The following is a 16,206-nucleotide window of genomic DNA, read 5'->3' as shown; positions in this document are numbered from 1 at the left end:
TTTCTTTACCTTGTCTTGCATAGACGGAGGCCACATTACTGGCTGCGCGTTCACAACCGGAACAATGCATGGCAGACCATCGATGTAGGTACAAAAACGGTTCATTACCTCAGCCAACCTGCTTGGTCGGACTGTGGTAGATATCAGCGAACATGTCAGCCATGGCTTCTTCGCTGGGTTCTTCCTGCATTTGCACACTGACGGCGCGGCTGACCAGTTGATGACGACGCGGCAGATGCAGATCATCCGGAATACGCGGCCCATCGGTCAGGTAGGCGACCGGCAGTTCGTGACTGATCGCCAGGCTCAGCACTTCGCCAAGGCTGGCCGTCTCATCCAGTTTAGTCAGGATGCACCCGGCCAGCCCGCAACGCTTGTAACTGTGATAAGCGGCGGTTAGAACCTGTTTCTGGCTGGTGGTTGCCAGCACCAGATAATTTTTCGACCGAATGCCACGACCGGCCAGACTTTCCAGCTGCATGCGCAGGGCCGGATCGCTGGCTTGCAGGCCGGCGGTATCGATCAGCACCACGCGTTTGCGCAGCAGTGGATCCAGCGCCTGCACCAGTGACTGGCCCGGATCGACGTGGGTCACCGACACATTGAGGATGCGGCCCAGCGTCTTGAGCTGCTCCTGCGCGCCGATACGGAAACTGTCCATGCTCACCAGCGCGATGTTCTGCGCGCCGTACTTGAGCACGTAGCGGGCGGCCAGCTTGGCCAGGGTGGTGGTCTTGCCCATGCCGGCCGGGCCGACCATGGCAATCACCCCACCCTCTTCCAGCGGCTCGACTTCCGGTACGGCAATCATCCGCGCCAGGTGCGCCAGCAGCATGCGCCAGGCCTGACGAGGCTCGTCGATCTCGGTGATCATCGACAGCAGATCCCGGGACAGCGGGCCGGACAAACCGATGCGTTGCAGACGACGGTACAGATTGGCCTGGGCCGGACGGCTGCCTTGCAGCTGGTTCCAGGCCAGGGTGCCGAGTTGCACTTCCATCAGTTCGCGCAGGCTGTTGAGCTCGAAGCGCATCGAGTCCAGTGCACGCGGGTCGACGCCAGCGGCGGCCGGTGCAGGCGCCGGGGCTGGGCGGGCCGGCGCCTCGTAAGTGGGTTCAGTCAGCGGCTCGGCAGCGGTCAGCGGCAGGCCGGCCGTCAACGGCAGCCCGGCGAACAACTGGCGATTGGTGTTGCCGTCGGCTTCGCCACGCAGGCTCAGCTCGGCCTGGGCGGTAACGATGCGCGACTGGGTCTTGCGCAGCTCATCCTCGAGTTCCATGTTCGGAACGCGCGGGGCCAGCGCCGACAGTTTGTAATCGAGCGCCGCCGTCAGCTCGACGCCGCCGGCGATGCGGCGGTTGCCAATGATGGCGGCATCAGCGCCCAGCTCATCACGAACCAGCTTCATGGCCTGACGCATATCGGCGGCGAAAAAACGCTTAACTTGCATAAACCACTACCTCAGCCGTTGGGCCCTACTGTCGCAACGATGGTCACTTGCTTGTTGTCCGGAATTTCCTGGTAGGCCAGCACATGCAGTCCGGGAACTGCCAGGCGACCGAAGCGCGAGAGCATCGCGCGTACCGGGCCTGCTACCAACAGGATCACCGGCTGACCTTGCATTTCCTGGCGCTGCGCTGCTTCGATCAGCGAACGCTGCAGCTTCTCGGCCATGCTCGGCTCCAGCAGAACGCCCTCTTCCGAGCCTTGTCCTGCCTTCTGCAGACTATTGAGCAATATTTGTTCCAACCTTGGCTCCAGCGTGATAACTGGCAGCTCCGACTCAGTCCCTACAATGCTTTGGACGATGGCGCGAGATACGCCGACCCGCACAGCGGCCACCAAAGCGGCGGTATCTTGACTCTTGGCGGCATTGTTGGCGATGGCTTCGGCAATGCTGCGGATATCGCGCACCGGCACGTGTTCGGCCAGCAACGCCTGCAGCACCTTGAGCAACTGCGACAGCGTAACCACGCCCGGCACCAGCTCTTCAGCCAGTTTCGGCGAGCTCTTGGCCAGCAATTGCATCAATTGCTGCACTTCTTCGTGGCCGATCAGCTCGCTGGAGTGCTTGTACAGAATCTGGTTCAAGTGGGTCGCAACCACGGTGCTGGCATCGACCACGGTGTAACCGAGCGATTGCGCCTGGGCGCGCTGGCTGACTTCGATCCACACCGCCTCCAGGCCGAAAGCCGGATCTTTGGCGGTAATGCCGTTGAGCGAGCCGTAGACCTGACCCGGGTTGATCGCCAGTTCGCGATCCGGGTAGATCTCGGCTTCGGCCAGGATCACGCCCATCAGGGTCAGGCGATAGGCGCTCGGCGCCAGGTCGAGGTTGTCGCGGATGTGCACGGTCGGCATCAGGAAGCCCAGATCCTGCGAAAGCTTCTTGCGCACGCCCTTGATCCGCGCCAGCAATTGCCCGCCCTGGTTGCGGTCCACCAACGGAATCAGGCGGTAGCCGACTTCCAGGCCGATCATGTCGATCGGAGTCACGTCGTCCCAGCCCAGCTCCTTGGTTTCCATGGCGCGGGCCGGCGACGGCAGCAGTTCCTGTTGACGCTTTACCTCTTCCAGCGCGATGACCTTGGCCACGTTCTGCTTCTTCCAGAACAGGTAAGCGCCACCGGCAGCCAGTGCAGCCATGGTCAGGAACGAGAAGTGCGGCATGCCCGGCACCAGGCCCATGACCGCCATCAGACCGGCCGCCACCGCCAGCGCTTTGGGCGAGGCGAACATCTGGCGATTGATCTGCTTGCCCATGTCTTCCGAGCCGGAAGCACGGGTCACCATGATCGCCGCCGCTGTAGATAACAACAGTGATGGCAATTGCGCCACTAAACCGTCACCGATGGTCAGCAAGGCGTAAACCTTGCCCGCGTCGGCGAAAGTCATGTTGTGCTGGAAGATACCGACGGCCATGCCGCCGATGAGGTTGATGAACAGAATCAGCAGGCCGGCGATGGCGTCACCGCGCACGAACTTGCTGGCACCGTCCATCGAACCGTAGAACTCCGCCTCCTGGGCCACTTCCTGACGACGGGCCTTGGCCTGGGCCTGATCGATCAGACCGGCGTTGAGGTCGGCGTCGATCGCCATTTGCTTGCCGGGCATCGCGTCGAGGGTGAAACGCGCGCTCACCTCGGAAATCCGCCCGGCACCCTTGGTCACCACGACGAAGTTGATGATCATCAAGATCGCGAAGACCACGATACCGACCACGTAGTTGCCGCCGATCACCACCTCACCGAAGGCCTGGATCACCTTACCGGCAGCGGCGTGGCCGTCCTGACCGTGGAGCATCACCACCCGCGTCGACGCCACGTTCAGCGCCAGTCGCAACAGCGTCGCCACCAGCAGGATCGTCGGGAACACCGCAAAATCCAGCGGCCGCAAGGCGTACACGCAGACCAGCAGCACGACGATCGACAGGGCAATGTTGAAGGTGAAGAACACGTCGAGCAGGAACGGCGGCACCGGCAACATCATCATCGCCAGCATGACCAGCAGCAACAGCGGCACACCCAGATTGCCTCGACTGAGGTCGGCAACGTTTGTGCGAGCAGTGTTGAATAACTGAGTGCGATCCACCGGTTTTCCCCGTTCCTTTAAAGCAAACTTTTGACGCCCGAAGCAGGCGCACGGCGGCTACTGCAAGAAGCCTTCCAACTTTTGCCAAAGCGTGAAACAGAGGGGGTGATGAATGCACAAAGGGGCGGCACGCACGTCGTGCGCCCGCCCCTATTCAGCGATGTTCACTGAGAAAAAACCCTGATAGTCAACTGGCTACCAGAATGTGCGCCGAAGTGATCGGACCGATGGAAAGGGATGCATTATCCAGATAGCGCGTGCCCCTGAACACGCTTTGACCGCCGGCATCGACAACGTCCTCCTCCGTATACATCAGTACCGCCCTGGTGACAGGCGCGACATTAGTGGACTTCTCCTGACCTTCCATCAGATTCAAGGCCCATTCGAAACGTATGAATGGCAGGTCGCTGATTTCGATCGGAGGCGCGCCCGCATCCAGCCGAAAATATTGCCGCGTCGTGATGCGCAATTGGTTGCCGACCACCGTGAACGAGGGTTTTCCATAACGTCGCTCTACGGGCCCGCCATCACTCGCCCACTGGTCCATGTAATAACCAGGGTCGGTGAATAGAGCGAACAACGACGGGTTATCGCTGATATTACCGGCCGCACCAAAGAAGTAATTGTAGGAGTAGTGATACGCAAACCCGGCGAGCTCCGGGCGGATCGCATTTATCGGCGTATCCAGATAACCAGGAATGTACTGATTAGCCATGACCAGAAAGTTGAGAAAGTCCAGCTTCAGGCTGAACGTCACCTCATAGAAAATGGCCCTCTCTCCGGCATCCCTTTCCAGCCTCCCTGAAACGAACTCCATCTCCATGCCCGGCAGTTTTCGGTAAGTGCGCGTTGTCATGTTTTATCCCCGATTTAAAGTGAATGAGCCATCACCCACCGTGCTCGCAGAGCGCGAGCAGGAAACGGCGTGACCTCCGGGTTTATGAGGCGACAGGTAATGACAGCCGTCTACTGTCATAACTAACAGGTCGTGAAAACTTTCAGACCGACGGCACAAAGCGTCTTTTAAACTCTTGCGTTTAAAAGACACCTCCAGGCACGCCTTACTGGCTACGAGCCCTTGCACCATTGCCTACGGCTACGGCTACGGCTACGCCAGAATCCGCCGATTCCAGAAAGCTTCACGAAGCCGCCGACCGCGCCCTCGATCACTACCTCTGCCCGCCCGGCTCCACGCCACCACCGCGCAAGACCCGCAGAATGTATGCCGTCACCGCAGACTTCAAAAACGAGGAACTGCTGGCCGATGCCTGCGAAACCCTCGCTTCAGCCAGAACCATCGTCAAAGACTTCACCCACCTCATGCCCGCCTCGCAGCGCAGGACGCTGGTGGGGATTGGGCAACTGATCATGCTCGGCGAGCTGGCAGTGAATCGGGTGCTCGATAATCTGGAATTGCCGAATTAACGCGTCGCCACTGTTGCCCTCCTGTGGGAGTGAGCTTGCTCACGAAGGCTGACTTACAGGCAACACATCTTTCCAGACAAAAAGAACCGCCGTTGCGAATCAACCGGGACGGCGGTTTTTTCATACAGTACACGACCACTCGTCGCAAAACCGCCGTCACCTGTCAGATCTGACAGGTGCGAAATTCATCGTTTAGCGCTCTGATAGCTCCTGCCCGTTCCCACCGCGCAGGAGCCTCAACCGTGACCACTTCAACCCCACCGGACGACACCGTTTTCGTTCTCTATCCGCCAATCGTCAATGGCCAGACCACGCCCGTGGAAGGTGCACATATCGGCGTGCCCTTGGTCGCCTATGATCTGGTCACCGATGGTGAAGGTGCAGTCGTTCTCGTCGATCCGCCGTCGACGGGCACCATGGATCCCGGAGACGTCATGGAGCTTTGGCTTGAGGGGGAACCGGCAGCACTGGACAGCGAAACCATTGTCGATCCGAACGCACGCACCACGCTGCGTATTCCCAAGGGTCGACTACATCCGGACCGGGTCAACAAGCTGTACTACACGATCAGGCGTGGAAGCAGCAATTTAGGGACGTCCACGCCCCCGCTCGAAATGCTCTACAACCGGATTCGCCCCGGCCTGAAGGATCGCCTGACCGACCCCGGTGGCCACTCCGAACTCAAATTGCTACTGCCCGATGAGATCAAGAACGGCGTCGGCCCGGATTTCGTCAGCGCCGAGGTGTGCGTTGCCTATCCATATTGCCGGGCGTATGACCTCATCACCCTCAAGTGCAATGGCGAACTGCTGGAGCCCAAGCCCAGGGTCAATCCGAATCAGGCGCCGCAACCGCCGAATCCCGGTGACGAAATCCCCATTACCATTTGCTTCACCATCACCCGCGCCTTTCTGGACGAGGCGAAACGGCTGGATAAAAAGCTGCATTTTTCCTACACCGTCACCGATCAGCTCGGCAACGGCCCGGACACCGATGCACCGTGGTCGCCGGTACAGACGGTGGATGAGGATCTGGATGGTACGCGTCTGCCAATGGCGATCCTGCTGGAGCGGATGGAGGATTATCCCGGCGACGACGCCGAGGAAATCGATCTGGTGAAACTGGCGGGCAAGCCATTGCTGCTGGTGGTCCTGACGATCGACCAGCGCTTTGTCGCGGGCTATGAAGTCATCGCGACGTACACAGCGAAAAATACGGGGCAACCCGCTGATGTGGTGGTAACCGTCAGCGGCAAAGTAGAAGCGGATCCGTTCGGGCAGAAAAAACCCTGCATCCTTGAAGTGCCGAACAACAAGATCTTTGCCGGTAGCAACGTCATCGTGACTTACGAACTGCGCGAGCCGAACGGCGATCTGGTGGGCACTTCCAAACCGGCGACCGCCACGGTGACGGGATCGACTCCGGAGGATTTGCTACCGCCGTTTCTGGTGGCTCCGGCCGTCAACCCTATCGATGTGTTGGCCTATCCGAATGGAGTGACGGTACGCATCGAGCACCTACAGGCGCGGGACGGCGACCGGGCAAGGCTGGTGGAGGTCGATCCACCAGCAGGCTCGCCACCATTTCCGTTGGTGGAGTTCAACAACAAGCCGGTGGATACGGTGTTGAGCCCGGCGTATCTGGCGGCGCGACATGGCAAGGTGATCGAATTGCGCTGGAATTTGAATCGCGATGGTGGAGAAGCGGGTGAATCAGATGCGACCAAGGTAACTTTGCTGAAGATCGCGAATGGAGATCCACGGCTACCCTCGCCGAAAATTCCACAGGCACCGGATGACAAAGTGCTGGATTTGAATTCTTTTCAAGGAAACGCTGAGGTTACCGTGCGGCCATGGACAGGTATCAGCACGGATAACATTGTGCAACTAACACTTTCGGGGAAAGACAATAACAATAACGACCACACAATCCCGATATTGACCAACCACAAAATAACCGATACGGAAACAACCTCTGGAATAAAAGAAACACTGACTAGAGAACAACTATCATCCCTGAAGCATGACACCGACTTCAAAGTTTCCTTTGAAGTATTGCCAAGCGCCACCAACAATTTGGCGCCCATTGCTTTTCCGACTTTAACTTTAAAGTTATTGAAAAACCCTATAGTAACGGTAGAGGACTTCGAGACAGGCACAGTGGGTGGCATACCCCCTGGTACGGTCATGTATTTCCCCAGCATGAGCGTTACGGTAGTGACAGGAGATGTATGGCTCTCCAGTAGTGACTATGGTTTCGCCCCTCAAATAACTGCAAAGTCCTTAATCGGGTACACCACTGCAACTTTAAGATTCACACTTAACCACCCAGCAAAAAGCATCAGATTCGGCATTGCCGCCTTTTTTTATGGCACACAGTCATCATACAAATGCTACGACGAAAACCTACAACTAGTTAAAGACGAGGACACCCCGCCATATGGTGGACAGCAGCAAGCATGGGTTGACATAACAGAAAAACCAAGTAAAAAATCAAATTTATAGATATTACTATTGGAGGAAGCAGCACATACCTGGATAACTTCACAATGTTCAATTGAGCGACTTCTCCTTTGCCGTCATACCGCTGAGCATTGCGCATGTCGCCATGCTCGGCGTAACGGCGAATCCCTAAGGGTCTGATGGGATAGCTCCCAGAGACTGCCACGCGATCTTTTACCTCTTAAACTCCGGCGTTTAAAAGACACCTTCAGACACGCCTTACAGGCTACGAATCCTTGCGCCGTTGCCTACAGCTACGCCAGAATCCGCCGGCTTGTGCGCCTTGGGGTCGAGTTCTATTGTGGGCCGGTCGCTGACGAATCAGCGATCGGGTTTAGCGACTCGAACTTTCTCAGCGCATCAGCGTTCATGGCTTCGTTGTGGGACTCTTCGTCCGCAATAACGTTATGGCGGCTGTATGCGGGAGACCTTTGGGTCTACCGGGTGCCTGAGACCGGTTCGCTAACCTGCGTACAGCTGCCACCTTTACTTGTTTAGCGACAGGGGAAGAGTGGCTCCATAACTCAGGAGCTTCACCATGATCAAACCCACACCCAACCCACCCGAAACCGATCCCGCCTCGCCCTACGAATCCCTCGATTCCAGAAAGCTTCACGAAGCCGCCGACCGCGCCCTCGATCACTACCTCTGCCCGCCCGGCTCCACGCCACCACCGCGCAAGACCCGCAGAATGTACGCCGTCACCGCAGACTTCAAAAACGAAGAACTGCTGGCCGATGCCTGCGAAACCCTGGCTTCAGCCAGAACCATCGTCAATGACTTCACCCACCTCATGCCCGCCTCGCAGCGCAGGACGCTGGTGGGGATTGGGCAACTGATCATGCTCGGGGAGCTGGCAGTGAATCGGGTGCTGGATAATCTGGAAATACCGCAGTCGCCGAACCCTGGGTAAGGGATTGAGTGATGTGCCGTGGCTACTGACGCCTTCGCGGGCAAGCCCGCTCCCACAGGTTTAGCGTCGCTCGGGAAATATAAGCACACCACAAATCACTGTGGGAGCGGCGGTGCGACGATTCGACTTGCCCGCGAAGGCGGCCTCACAGGCAACACAGGTCATCGGGCATAAAAAAACCGCCACCGGATGCAACCGGATGGCGGTTTTTTTACTTCATCAGCATCAGGAATCGCGCCGCAGATCCGGCGGGATCGGCAGGTCGTCCTTGAGCGGTTCCGGGAACTTGCCCTTGCCCGCGCGGTGCTGGCGGATCTGATAAACGTAGGCCAGGACCTGAGCGACCGCCAGGTACAGGCCACCGGGGATTTCTTCCTCCAGCTCCGTGGAGTAGTAGATGGAACGCGCCAAGGCTGGCGATTCGAGGAGCATGACGTTATTGGCCACGGCGATTTCGCGGATCTTCAGCGCCAGGAAATCGCTGCCCTTGGCCAGCAGCATCGGCGCCCCGCCCTTCTCGGCGTCGTACTTGAGCGCCACGGCGTAGTGGGTCGGGTTGGTGATGACCACGTCGGCATCCGGAATCGCCGCCATCATCCGCCGCTGCGACATCTCGCGCTGGACTTGGCGAATGCGCTGCTTGACCTCCGGCCGACCTTCCTGATCCTTGTGCTCGTCGCGCACTTCCTGCTTGGTCATCTTGAGCTTTTTGATGCTTTCCCAGATCTGCACGGGCACGTCGACAGCCGCGATGATGATCAACCCGCAGGCCAGCCACAGCGAGCTCCAGCCCACCAGTTGCAAGCTGTGGATGATCGCCCGGTCCAGCGGCTCGTGGGCGATGCGCAGCAGATCGTCGATGTCCGCATTGAGCACCACCAGCGCCACGCCCAAGGTGATGAGAAACTTGGCCAGCGCCTTGAGCAACTCGACCACGGCCTTCATCGAGAACATCCGCTTGAGGCCCGCGGCCGGGTTCATCCGGCTGAACTTGGGTGCCAGCGAACCGGCGGCGAACAGCCAGCCACCCAGCGCGATCGGCCCGAGGAAAGCCGCCAGCAACAAGGTGATCATGATCGGCTGAATCGCCAGCAGTGCCTGCAATCCGGAACTCATCAGGAACGTGGCCATGGAGCGCTCATCCATGATCACTTCCCGCGACAGCGTGAAGTTCTGGCGCATCAGGTCCATCAAATCCTGCGCCAGCATCCCGCCAAAAATCAGCAGCGCGGCAGAGCCGGCGAGCATGATCGCCAGGGTGTTGAGCTCCTTGGAACGCGCAATCTCACCCTTTTCCCGGGAGTCCTTTTTGCGCTTCTCCGTGGGGTCTTCTGTTTTGTCCTGACCGCTTTCGCTCTCAGCCATGACTCAGCGCGCCTGTGCCAGTTCGCGTAAAAACTGCAGGGCCTCGGTGGCCAGCGGTTGATACTGATTAAGAATGTCCGCCAGCCCGACCCAGACGATGAACAGGCCGAGTACGAGGGTCAGCGGAAAGCCGATAGAAAAAATGTTGAGCTGCGGTGCGGCGCGGGTCATCACGCCAAAGGCGATGTTGACCACCAGCAGCGCGGTGACTGCCGGCAGCACCAGCAACAACGCGGCGCCCAGCACCCAGCCGAGCTTGCCGGCCAGCTCCCAGTAATGGGTGGTCATCAGCCCGCCGCCGACCGGCAGCGTGGTGAAGCTTTCGGTGAGCACTTCGAACACCACTAGGTGCCCGTTCATCGACAGGAACAGCAAGGTCACCAGCATCGTGAAGAACTGCCCGATCACCGCCACCGACACGCCGTTGGTAGGGTCGATCATCGACGCGAAGCCCATGCCCATCTGGATCGCGACGATCTGCCCCGCCACCACGAAAGCCTGAAAGAACAGTTGCAGAGAGAAGCCCAGCACCGCCCCCACCAGAATCTGCTCGGCAATCAACAGCAGACCGCTGAGGTCCAGAGGGCTGACCGCCGGCATCGGCGGCAGGTTGGGCGTGATCACCACGGTGATCGCAAAAGCGAAGTACAGACGGATCCGCCGGGGCACCAGCGTGGTTCCGAAGACCGGCATCACCATCAACATCGAGGCGACGCGAAACAGCGGCAGCATGAACGTCGCCACCCAGGTGCTGATCTGGGTATCGGTCAGCTGAAGCAGCGATTGCATGGCTTAGCCGATGACCATCGGAATGTTTTTGTACAACTGGGTGATGTATTCCATGAACGTCTGCACCAGCCACGGGCCGGCGACGATCAGCGTGACCAGCATCACCAGCAGACGCGGCAGGAAGCTCAGGGTCTGTTCGTTGATCTGGGTCGCGGCCTGGAACATCGACACCAGCAGGCCCACCAGCAGACTCGGCACCACCAGGATCGCCACCATCATGGTGGTCAGCCACAGGGCTTCGCGAAAGATGTCGACCGCTACTTCTGGCGTCATGGCGATACACCTCCGAAACTGCTGGCCAGGGTGCCGATGATCAGCGCCCAGCCATCCACCAGCACGAACAGCATGATTTTGAACGGCAGTGAAATGATCAGCGGCGACAGCATCATCATACCCATCGCCATCAGCACGCTCGCGACCACCAGGTCGATGATCAGGAACGGGATAAAGATCATGAAGCCGATCTGGAACGCAGTCTTCAGTTCAGACGTCACGAATGCCGGCACCAGAATCGTCAGCGGCGCCTGATCCGGCGTCGCGATGTCGGTGCGCTTGGACAGGCGCATGAACAGCTCCAGGTCGCTGGAGCGGGTCTGGGCCAGCATGAAGTCCTTGATCGGCACCTGGGCTTTTTCCACTGCCTGCTGGGCGGTCAGCTTTTCCGCGAGGTACGGCTGCAAGGCATCGTTGTTCACGCGATCAAACACCGGCGCCATGATGAACAGCGTCAGGAACAGCGCCATGCCGGTGAGGATCTGGTTCGACGGAGTCTGCTGCAGGCCCAGGGCCTGACGCAGAATCGAGAAGACAATGATGATGCGAGTGAAACTGGTCATCAGGATGACGGCGGCCGGAATGAAGCTCAGCGCCGTCATGATCAGCAGGATTTGCAGGCTGACCGAGTACTCCTGCGCGCCCTCGGCGTTGGTGCCCAGAGTGATCGCCGGGATCGACAACGGATCGGCGGCGAATGCCAGCGGCGCGGCCAACATCAAGGCCAGGGTCAAGACGATGCGCAACGCACCCATTACTTCTTATCCTTCTGATCCTTGCCGAGGATCTTCAACAGATGCTGGGCAAATTCCGGAGTCGCTTTGTCGGCGGTGCTCGGCACCTCGACCGGCTCTTTGAGCACGTGCAACGCAGTGATGGTTCCGGGGCTGAGGCCGAGCAGAATCTGCTCGCTACCGACCTGCACCAGCATCAGACGGTCACGCGGCCCGAGCGCGCGGGAACCGATCAACTCGATCACCTGGCCCTTGCCGGCGGGACCTGCCTGCTGCACCCGGCGCAACAGCCAGGCGAGGAAGAAGATCAACCCCAGCACCAGCAACAGCCCCAGCACCAGCTGCGTCAGCTGCCCCGCCACGCCGCTGTTGACGGCAGGCGCAGCCGTCGCTGCCGTGGTCGCCACCGGCTCGGCCGCCAGCACGCTGAACGGCAACGCCAGTGCCAGGCCGAACAAAGCCCCCAGAACCTTTTTCACTCAGCGCAGCTTCTTGATGCGTTCGCTCGGGCTGATCACGTCAGTCAGACGGATGCCGAACTTTTCGTTGACCACCACCACTTCACCGTGAGCGATCAGGGTGCCGTTGACCAGCACGTCCAGCGGCTCGCCGGCCAGACGATCGAGCTCGATCACCGAACCCTGGTTGAGTTGCAGCAGGTTGCGGATGTTGATGTCGGTGCTGCCCACTTCCATCGAGATCGACACCGGAATGTCGAGGATCACGTCCAGGTTCGGACCGTCGAGGGTCACCGGGTCGTTGTTCTTCGGCACGCTGCCGAACTCTTCCATCGGCAGACGGTTGGAGCTCGAAGCGCCTGCATCGGCGGCCAGCAGCGCGTCGATGTCGGCCTGCCCGGCTTCACCGGTTTCTTCCAGGGCGGCAGCCCATTCATCGGCCAGTGCCTGATCGTCCTGGGTGTTCATATCGTCGTTCATCATTTGTCCTCGGCGGGCAAAAAACCGGTAAAAGAATCAGGGAGTGAGGGCGCCGCTTCAGCGGCGCTCGATCGGCTCGATCACCTGCAACGCAAGGTTGCCTTTGTGCGAGCCCATCTTGACCTTGAAGGCCGGCACACCGTTGGCGCGCATGATCATGTCTTCCGGCATCTCCACCGGAATCACGTCACCCGGCTGCATGTGCAGGATGTCGCGCAGTTTCAACTGGCGGCGCGCCACGGTGGCACCGATCGGCACGTCGACGTCGAGCACGTCCTGGCGCAGGGCATTGACCCAGCGTTCGTCCTGGTCGTCGAGGTCCGACTGGAAACCGGCGTCGAGCATTTCGCGCACCGGCTCGATCATCGAGTACGGCATGGTCACGTGCAGATCGCCGCCACCGCCGTCGAGTTCGATGTGGAACGTGGAGACCACGATCGCTTCGCTCGGGCCGACGATGTTGGCCATGGCCGGGTTCACTTCCGAGTTGATGTACTCGAAGTTGACTTCCATGATCGCCTGCCAGGCTTCCTTCAAGTCGACGAACGCCTGCTCCAGCACCATGCGCACCACGCGCAGTTCGGTCGGGGTGAATTCACGCCCTTCGATCTTGGCGTGACGGCCGTCGCCGCCGAAGAAGTTGTCCACCAGTTTGAACACCAGTTTGGCGTCGAGGATGAACAGCGCGGTGCCGCGCAGGGGTTTGATCTTGACCAGGTTGAGGCTGGTCGGCACGTACAGCGAGTGCACGTATTCGCCGAACTTCATCACCTGTACGCCACCGACGGCAACGTCCGCCGAGCGGCGCAGCATGTTGAACATGCTGATGCGGGTGTAGCGGGCAAAACGCTCGTTGATCATTTCCAGAGTCGGCATGCGTCCACGGACGATGCGATCCTGGCTGGTCAGGTCGTAGCTTTTGACACTGCCGGGTTCGGCAGCGTTATCGGTCTGTACCAGACCATCGTCGACGCCATGCAACAGCGCGTCGATTTCATCCTGGGACAGCAGATCCTGCACGGCCATGTCGTGTTCCTACTGCAGTACGAAATTAGTGAAAAGCAACTGTTCGATCACCACTTTGCCCAGCTCTTTCTGCGCCACTTCCTGGACGCTGGCTGTGGCCTTCTGGCGCAACATCTCCTGACCGACCGGGGTCGCCAGCGTGGCGAAATCCTGACCGGAGAAGAGCATCACCAGGTTGTTGCGGATCACCGGCATGTGCACTTTGAGCGCTTCCAGATCCGCCTGATTGCGCGCCAGCATGGTGATGCTCACCTGCATGTAGCGCTGACGGCCGTTCTGGTTGTAGTTGGCCACGAAGGCCGGCGCCATCGGCTCGAAAATCGCCGGTTGCTTGCCGACCGGGGCCGCTTCGGCGGCCGCCGCAGGCTTGCTCTGGGCACTGTGCATGAAGAACCACGTCGCCCCCACGGACGTACCGATGGCCAGCAACAGACCCAGCACGATCATGATGATCAGCTTGAGTTTGCCTTTGGTTGCGGGGTCTTTTACTGCTGCAGCTTCGCTCTTCGCCATGCCAATAATCCGTCACTAATCGGGTTTTCACAGTCGCACGGCAAGGCAAGAGCAAGTGTTATGCCAGAAGTGTAGGTAGTAGCGGAGACAACGCTGAAGTCAAAAGCAACCCTCACCCCAGCCCTCTCCCGGAGGGAGAGGGAGCCGATCGAGTTGTCTTGTCGTGATATATCGACCTGAGGCACCGAGTCGACTTGGATTCAGCCCAAACAATCAGGTTAGCGAGCATCTCAAGCATCCCCCAATCAGTTCCCTCTCCCTCCGGGAGAGGGCTAGGGTGAGGGGCTTTTGATTTGATCAGGCGTAGTAGTCGACGGCGCTGGAGCCGATCACGTGAGTGGCGGTGGCCGCCGCTTCAGCCACGGCAGTCGGCGTCAACTCTTCTTCAGCCGAATCCAGGCGACCGCCGGCAGCGCTGGTGCGACCACTCTGCCCCTGCTGCGCCTGTTCCTGGCCTTGGCCCTGCCAGCCACGGTTCTGGTCGGAAACGTTGACGTCGACCTGCCCCATGCCTTGCTGGTTGAACATGTCGCGCAGGCGGTGCATTTGACCGTCGAGGGCTTCACGCACGCTCGGATGCGCGCTCATGAAGGTCACTTGGGTCTGCTGGTCCGGCACCATGTTCACCCGGATATCCAGACGCCCAAGCTCGGCTGGCTGCAACTGGATGTCGGCGGCCTTCAGGTTGTTGCTCGACAGGTACATGACCCGGTTGACCACTTCTTCGGTCCAGCCGTTCTGGTGCATGGCGATCGGCTGGTTCACCGGCACCGCATTGGCGGTTTTCGGTGTGGCAGCCTGGGTCAGCGCCGCCAGACGGTTGGCGAAATCATCCACCCGGGTGTCGCTGGTAGCGGTCTTCAGGTCTTTCAGGCCGTCATCGATCAGACCGCTGAACGCTTTTTCACCGCCCTGACTGGTGCTGTCCTTGTCCGCCTGCACATCCAGCATGCTGGCCATGCCGGCAGCGAAATTCTGCGCCGAGGTCAACTCACCGTCGGCCTGCGCCTGGGCCGGGGTGGCCTTGGGCTGGGACTGGCTGGAAGCGGAAATGTGACCGCTCTGCTCCATGGCCAGGCGCACGGCGGGAAGCGAATCCAGCGGATCCGCCTCGGGGTCGAAGGCCGGGTCAGTGGCCGGCGCCGGATCCTTGACCATTCCTGGCAATGCCGCCACGGCAGGTTTGTCGGTTTCCGGTTGCGCAGCTGTCTCGACGGCCGGCGTGTCCACCACCGGTGCCGTGACGACGGGCTCCACCGCCGCCACCAGTGCCGGATCCAGTGGCGCCGTATCGGCAACAGGGGCCGGCGCTGTTTCAGCCGTTTCGTCATCGGCCGTGGTCTTGTCGTCCGTTGCCGCCGTCGCCGGTTTGTCGGCGGGCAAGGCTTTGCCGCTATCGGCAACCGCCGGCGTCGGGGCGGCAGACTGATCCTTGCCGAGGTCTTTCTTGCCGCTGTTGTCGGCAACCTTGTCACGGGCAGGCTTGACCGAATTGTCGACGGTCACCGAGGGCTTGTTCGGGCCTTGATCGGCGAACACCTGAGCGAAGCTGGAGGCCTTGTCCCCGGGCTCTGCGGCCACTGCCGATGATTTGGCCGAGGCAGCTTGCGCCTTGGCCTGGGCGGCGGTCTGAAGAAGAATGTTGGGGCTTGCAGGCATGGCACGGTCTCCGCTGCACTGGGATCGTAGGTACAGTTGGGATAGATGACTGCAAGTGCCGGGCCAGTTTCGTCAGAAATCCGACAAAACCGCCCGGCGGCAGGATCAGTGCGTCAGCGAGCGCTGTCGCTCGGCGACATAAACGGGCCGCACATCGGCGAATTCGCTATGAATATCGGCGACCAGTTTGATGATTTCAGAAGGGCTCTTGTCTTTGGCATGCTGTTCCAGCTCCTGGCACAGCACCGCAAGACGGGTCGCGCCCATGTTGCTGCTGCTGCCCTTGAAGCTGTGCGCAACGGAAGACAATGCGTCGGCATCGGCAGTCTGCTGCAACTCCCGCAGGCGATTTTCGGAATCGGCAAGAAAGGTATCCAGCAGTTCCGGATAGCTGTCTTCCATCACTTCCCGCAGCGCGCTCAGCGCCTCGTGGTCCACATGTGTATCAGCCACTTGTTCACTCCCTGATCAAGAATGCG

At 59.8% G+C, this 16,206-nt stretch carries 16 protein-coding genes; 3 read left to right on the top strand and 13 right to left on the bottom strand.

What is annotated here, in order from left to right:
* Positions 1 to 109 precede the first annotated feature (109 nt).
* The 3 genes from flhF to L6D74_RS14985 form a co-directional block, all read right to left on the bottom strand.
* Positions 110 to 1,450 carry a flagellar biosynthesis GTPase FlhF gene (gene flhF, locus L6D74_RS14995; RefSeq protein ID WP_064594406.1) on the bottom strand — a complete coding sequence of 447 codons (1,341 nt, stop codon included), beginning with the start codon at positions 1,448 to 1,450 and terminating at the stop codon, positions 110 to 112.
* 11 nt (positions 1,451 to 1,461) lie between these two features.
* Positions 1,462 to 3,591, bottom strand: a complete 2,130-nt coding sequence (gene flhA, locus L6D74_RS14990) for a flagellar biosynthesis protein FlhA (protein ID WP_085611522.1) — start codon at positions 3,589 to 3,591, stop codon at positions 1,462 to 1,464.
* A 187-nt stretch (positions 3,592 to 3,778) separates the two neighbouring features.
* Complete coding sequence (locus L6D74_RS14985; protein WP_236189660.1) at positions 3,779 to 4,447, bottom strand: hypothetical protein; 669 nt, start codon at positions 4,445 to 4,447, stop codon at positions 3,779 to 3,781.
* Positions 4,448 to 4,677: 230 nt separating this feature from the next.
* Here L6D74_RS14985 and L6D74_RS14980 point away from each other — a divergent pair, with 230 nt between their 5' ends.
* The 3 genes from L6D74_RS14980 to L6D74_RS14970 all read left to right on the top strand — a co-directional run bounded on the left by L6D74_RS14980 (position 4,678) and on the right by L6D74_RS14970 (position 8,430).
* Positions 4,678 to 5,016: a DUF6124 family protein gene (locus L6D74_RS14980; RefSeq protein WP_236189659.1), complete on the top strand. Its 339-nt coding sequence runs from the start codon at positions 4,678 to 4,680 to the stop codon at positions 5,014 to 5,016.
* A gap of 242 nt (positions 5,017 to 5,258) precedes the next feature.
* The gene (locus L6D74_RS14975; RefSeq protein WP_236189658.1) at positions 5,259 to 7,520 is read left to right on the top strand and encodes a hypothetical protein; all 2,262 of its coding nucleotides are present in this window, start codon (positions 5,259 to 5,261) and stop codon (positions 7,518 to 7,520) included.
* A gap of 535 nt (positions 7,521 to 8,055) precedes the next feature.
* On the top strand, positions 8,056 to 8,430 hold the full coding sequence (locus L6D74_RS14970) for a DUF6124 family protein (RefSeq protein WP_236189657.1): 375 nt from the start codon (positions 8,056 to 8,058) through the stop codon (positions 8,428 to 8,430).
* A 225-nt stretch (positions 8,431 to 8,655) separates the two neighbouring features.
* Here L6D74_RS14970 and flhB read toward each other — a convergent pair whose 3' ends face one another.
* The 10 genes from flhB to L6D74_RS14920 form a co-directional block, all read right to left on the bottom strand.
* Entirely contained in the window at positions 8,656 to 9,795 is a 1,140-nt protein-coding gene (flhB, locus tag L6D74_RS14965; RefSeq protein ID WP_064594382.1) for a flagellar biosynthesis protein FlhB, read from the bottom strand.
* Positions 9,796 to 9,798: 3 nt separating this feature from the next.
* Positions 9,799 to 10,584 (bottom strand): flagellar biosynthetic protein FliR, encoded by a 786-nt coding sequence (gene fliR, locus L6D74_RS14960; protein ID WP_039765607.1) that lies wholly within the window; start codon positions 10,582 to 10,584, stop codon positions 9,799 to 9,801.
* A 3-nt stretch (positions 10,585 to 10,587) separates the two neighbouring features.
* Positions 10,588 to 10,857 carry a flagellar biosynthesis protein FliQ gene (fliQ, locus tag L6D74_RS14955; RefSeq protein WP_007951951.1) on the bottom strand — a complete coding sequence of 90 codons (270 nt, stop codon included), beginning with the start codon at positions 10,855 to 10,857 and terminating at the stop codon, positions 10,588 to 10,590.
* On the bottom strand, positions 10,854 to 11,612 hold the full coding sequence (gene fliP, locus L6D74_RS14950; protein WP_007951950.1) for a flagellar type III secretion system pore protein FliP: 759 nt from the start codon (positions 11,610 to 11,612) through the stop codon (positions 10,854 to 10,856). Before fliP ends, fliQ begins: the two co-directional genes overlap by 4 nt.
* A complete protein-coding gene (gene fliO, locus L6D74_RS14945; protein WP_236189656.1) occupies positions 11,612 to 12,070 on the bottom strand; it encodes a flagellar biosynthetic protein FliO in 459 nt (152 codons plus the stop codon). Before fliO ends, fliP begins: the two co-directional genes overlap by 1 nt.
* Positions 12,071 to 12,529, bottom strand: a complete 459-nt coding sequence (gene fliN / locus L6D74_RS14940; RefSeq protein ID WP_007951948.1) for a flagellar motor switch protein FliN — start codon at positions 12,527 to 12,529, stop codon at positions 12,071 to 12,073.
* A gap of 57 nt (positions 12,530 to 12,586) precedes the next feature.
* Positions 12,587 to 13,555, bottom strand: coding sequence for a flagellar motor switch protein FliM (gene fliM, locus L6D74_RS14935; protein ID WP_003222890.1), 969 nt, complete (start codon positions 13,553 to 13,555; stop codon positions 12,587 to 12,589).
* A 9-nt stretch (positions 13,556 to 13,564) separates the two neighbouring features.
* Entirely contained in the window at positions 13,565 to 14,068 is a 504-nt protein-coding gene (gene fliL / locus L6D74_RS14930) for a flagellar basal body-associated protein FliL (RefSeq protein ID WP_064594377.1), read from the bottom strand.
* 297 nt (positions 14,069 to 14,365) lie between these two features.
* Entirely contained in the window at positions 14,366 to 15,727 is a 1,362-nt protein-coding gene (locus tag L6D74_RS14925; protein ID WP_236189655.1) for a flagellar hook-length control protein FliK, read from the bottom strand.
* A 105-nt stretch (positions 15,728 to 15,832) separates the two neighbouring features.
* Entirely contained in the window at positions 15,833 to 16,180 is a 348-nt protein-coding gene (locus L6D74_RS14920; RefSeq protein ID WP_007951942.1) for an Hpt domain-containing protein, read from the bottom strand.
* Positions 16,181 to 16,206 lie beyond the last annotated feature (26 nt).

This window comes from Pseudomonas pharyngis (assembly GCF_021602345.1).
Taxonomy (GTDB): domain Bacteria; phylum Pseudomonadota; class Gammaproteobacteria; order Pseudomonadales; family Pseudomonadaceae; genus Aquipseudomonas; species Aquipseudomonas pharyngis.
This window is presented reverse-complemented; position numbering and strand designations above follow the sequence as displayed.

Bases quoted from the DNA above. Each gene is read 5' to 3' on its own strand.
- L6D74_RS14985 (WP_236189660.1), bottom strand. From the start codon at position 4,447: ATGACAACGCGCACTTACCGAAAACTGCCGGGCATGGAGATGGAGTTC.
- L6D74_RS14970 (WP_236189657.1), top strand. From the start codon at position 8,056: ATGATCAAACCCACACCCAACCCACCCGAAACCGATCCCGCCTCGCCC.
- L6D74_RS14925 (WP_236189655.1), bottom strand. From the start codon at position 15,727: ATGCCTGCAAGCCCCAACATTCTTCTTCAGACCGCCGCCCAGGCCAAG.
- fliL (WP_064594377.1), bottom strand. From the start codon at position 14,068: ATGGCGAAGAGCGAAGCTGCAGCAGTAAAAGACCCCGCAACCAAAGGC.
- fliN (WP_007951948.1), bottom strand. From the start codon at position 12,529: ATGAACGACGATATGAACACCCAGGACGATCAGGCACTGGCCGATGAA.
- fliP (WP_007951950.1), bottom strand. From the start codon at position 11,612: ATGGGTGCGTTGCGCATCGTCTTGACCCTGGCCTTGATGTTGGCCGCG.
- fliR (WP_039765607.1), bottom strand. From the start codon at position 10,584: ATGCAATCGCTGCTTCAGCTGACCGATACCCAGATCAGCACCTGGGTG.
- flhB (WP_064594382.1), bottom strand. From the start codon at position 9,795: ATGGCTGAGAGCGAAAGCGGTCAGGACAAAACAGAAGACCCCACGGAG.
- fliQ (WP_007951951.1), bottom strand. From the start codon at position 10,857: ATGACGCCAGAAGTAGCGGTCGACATCTTTCGCGAAGCCCTGTGGCTG.
- fliM (WP_003222890.1), bottom strand. From the start codon at position 13,555: ATGGCCGTGCAGGATCTGCTGTCCCAGGATGAAATCGACGCGCTGTTG.
- flhF (WP_064594406.1), bottom strand. From the start codon at position 1,450: ATGCAAGTTAAGCGTTTTTTCGCCGCCGATATGCGTCAGGCCATGAAG.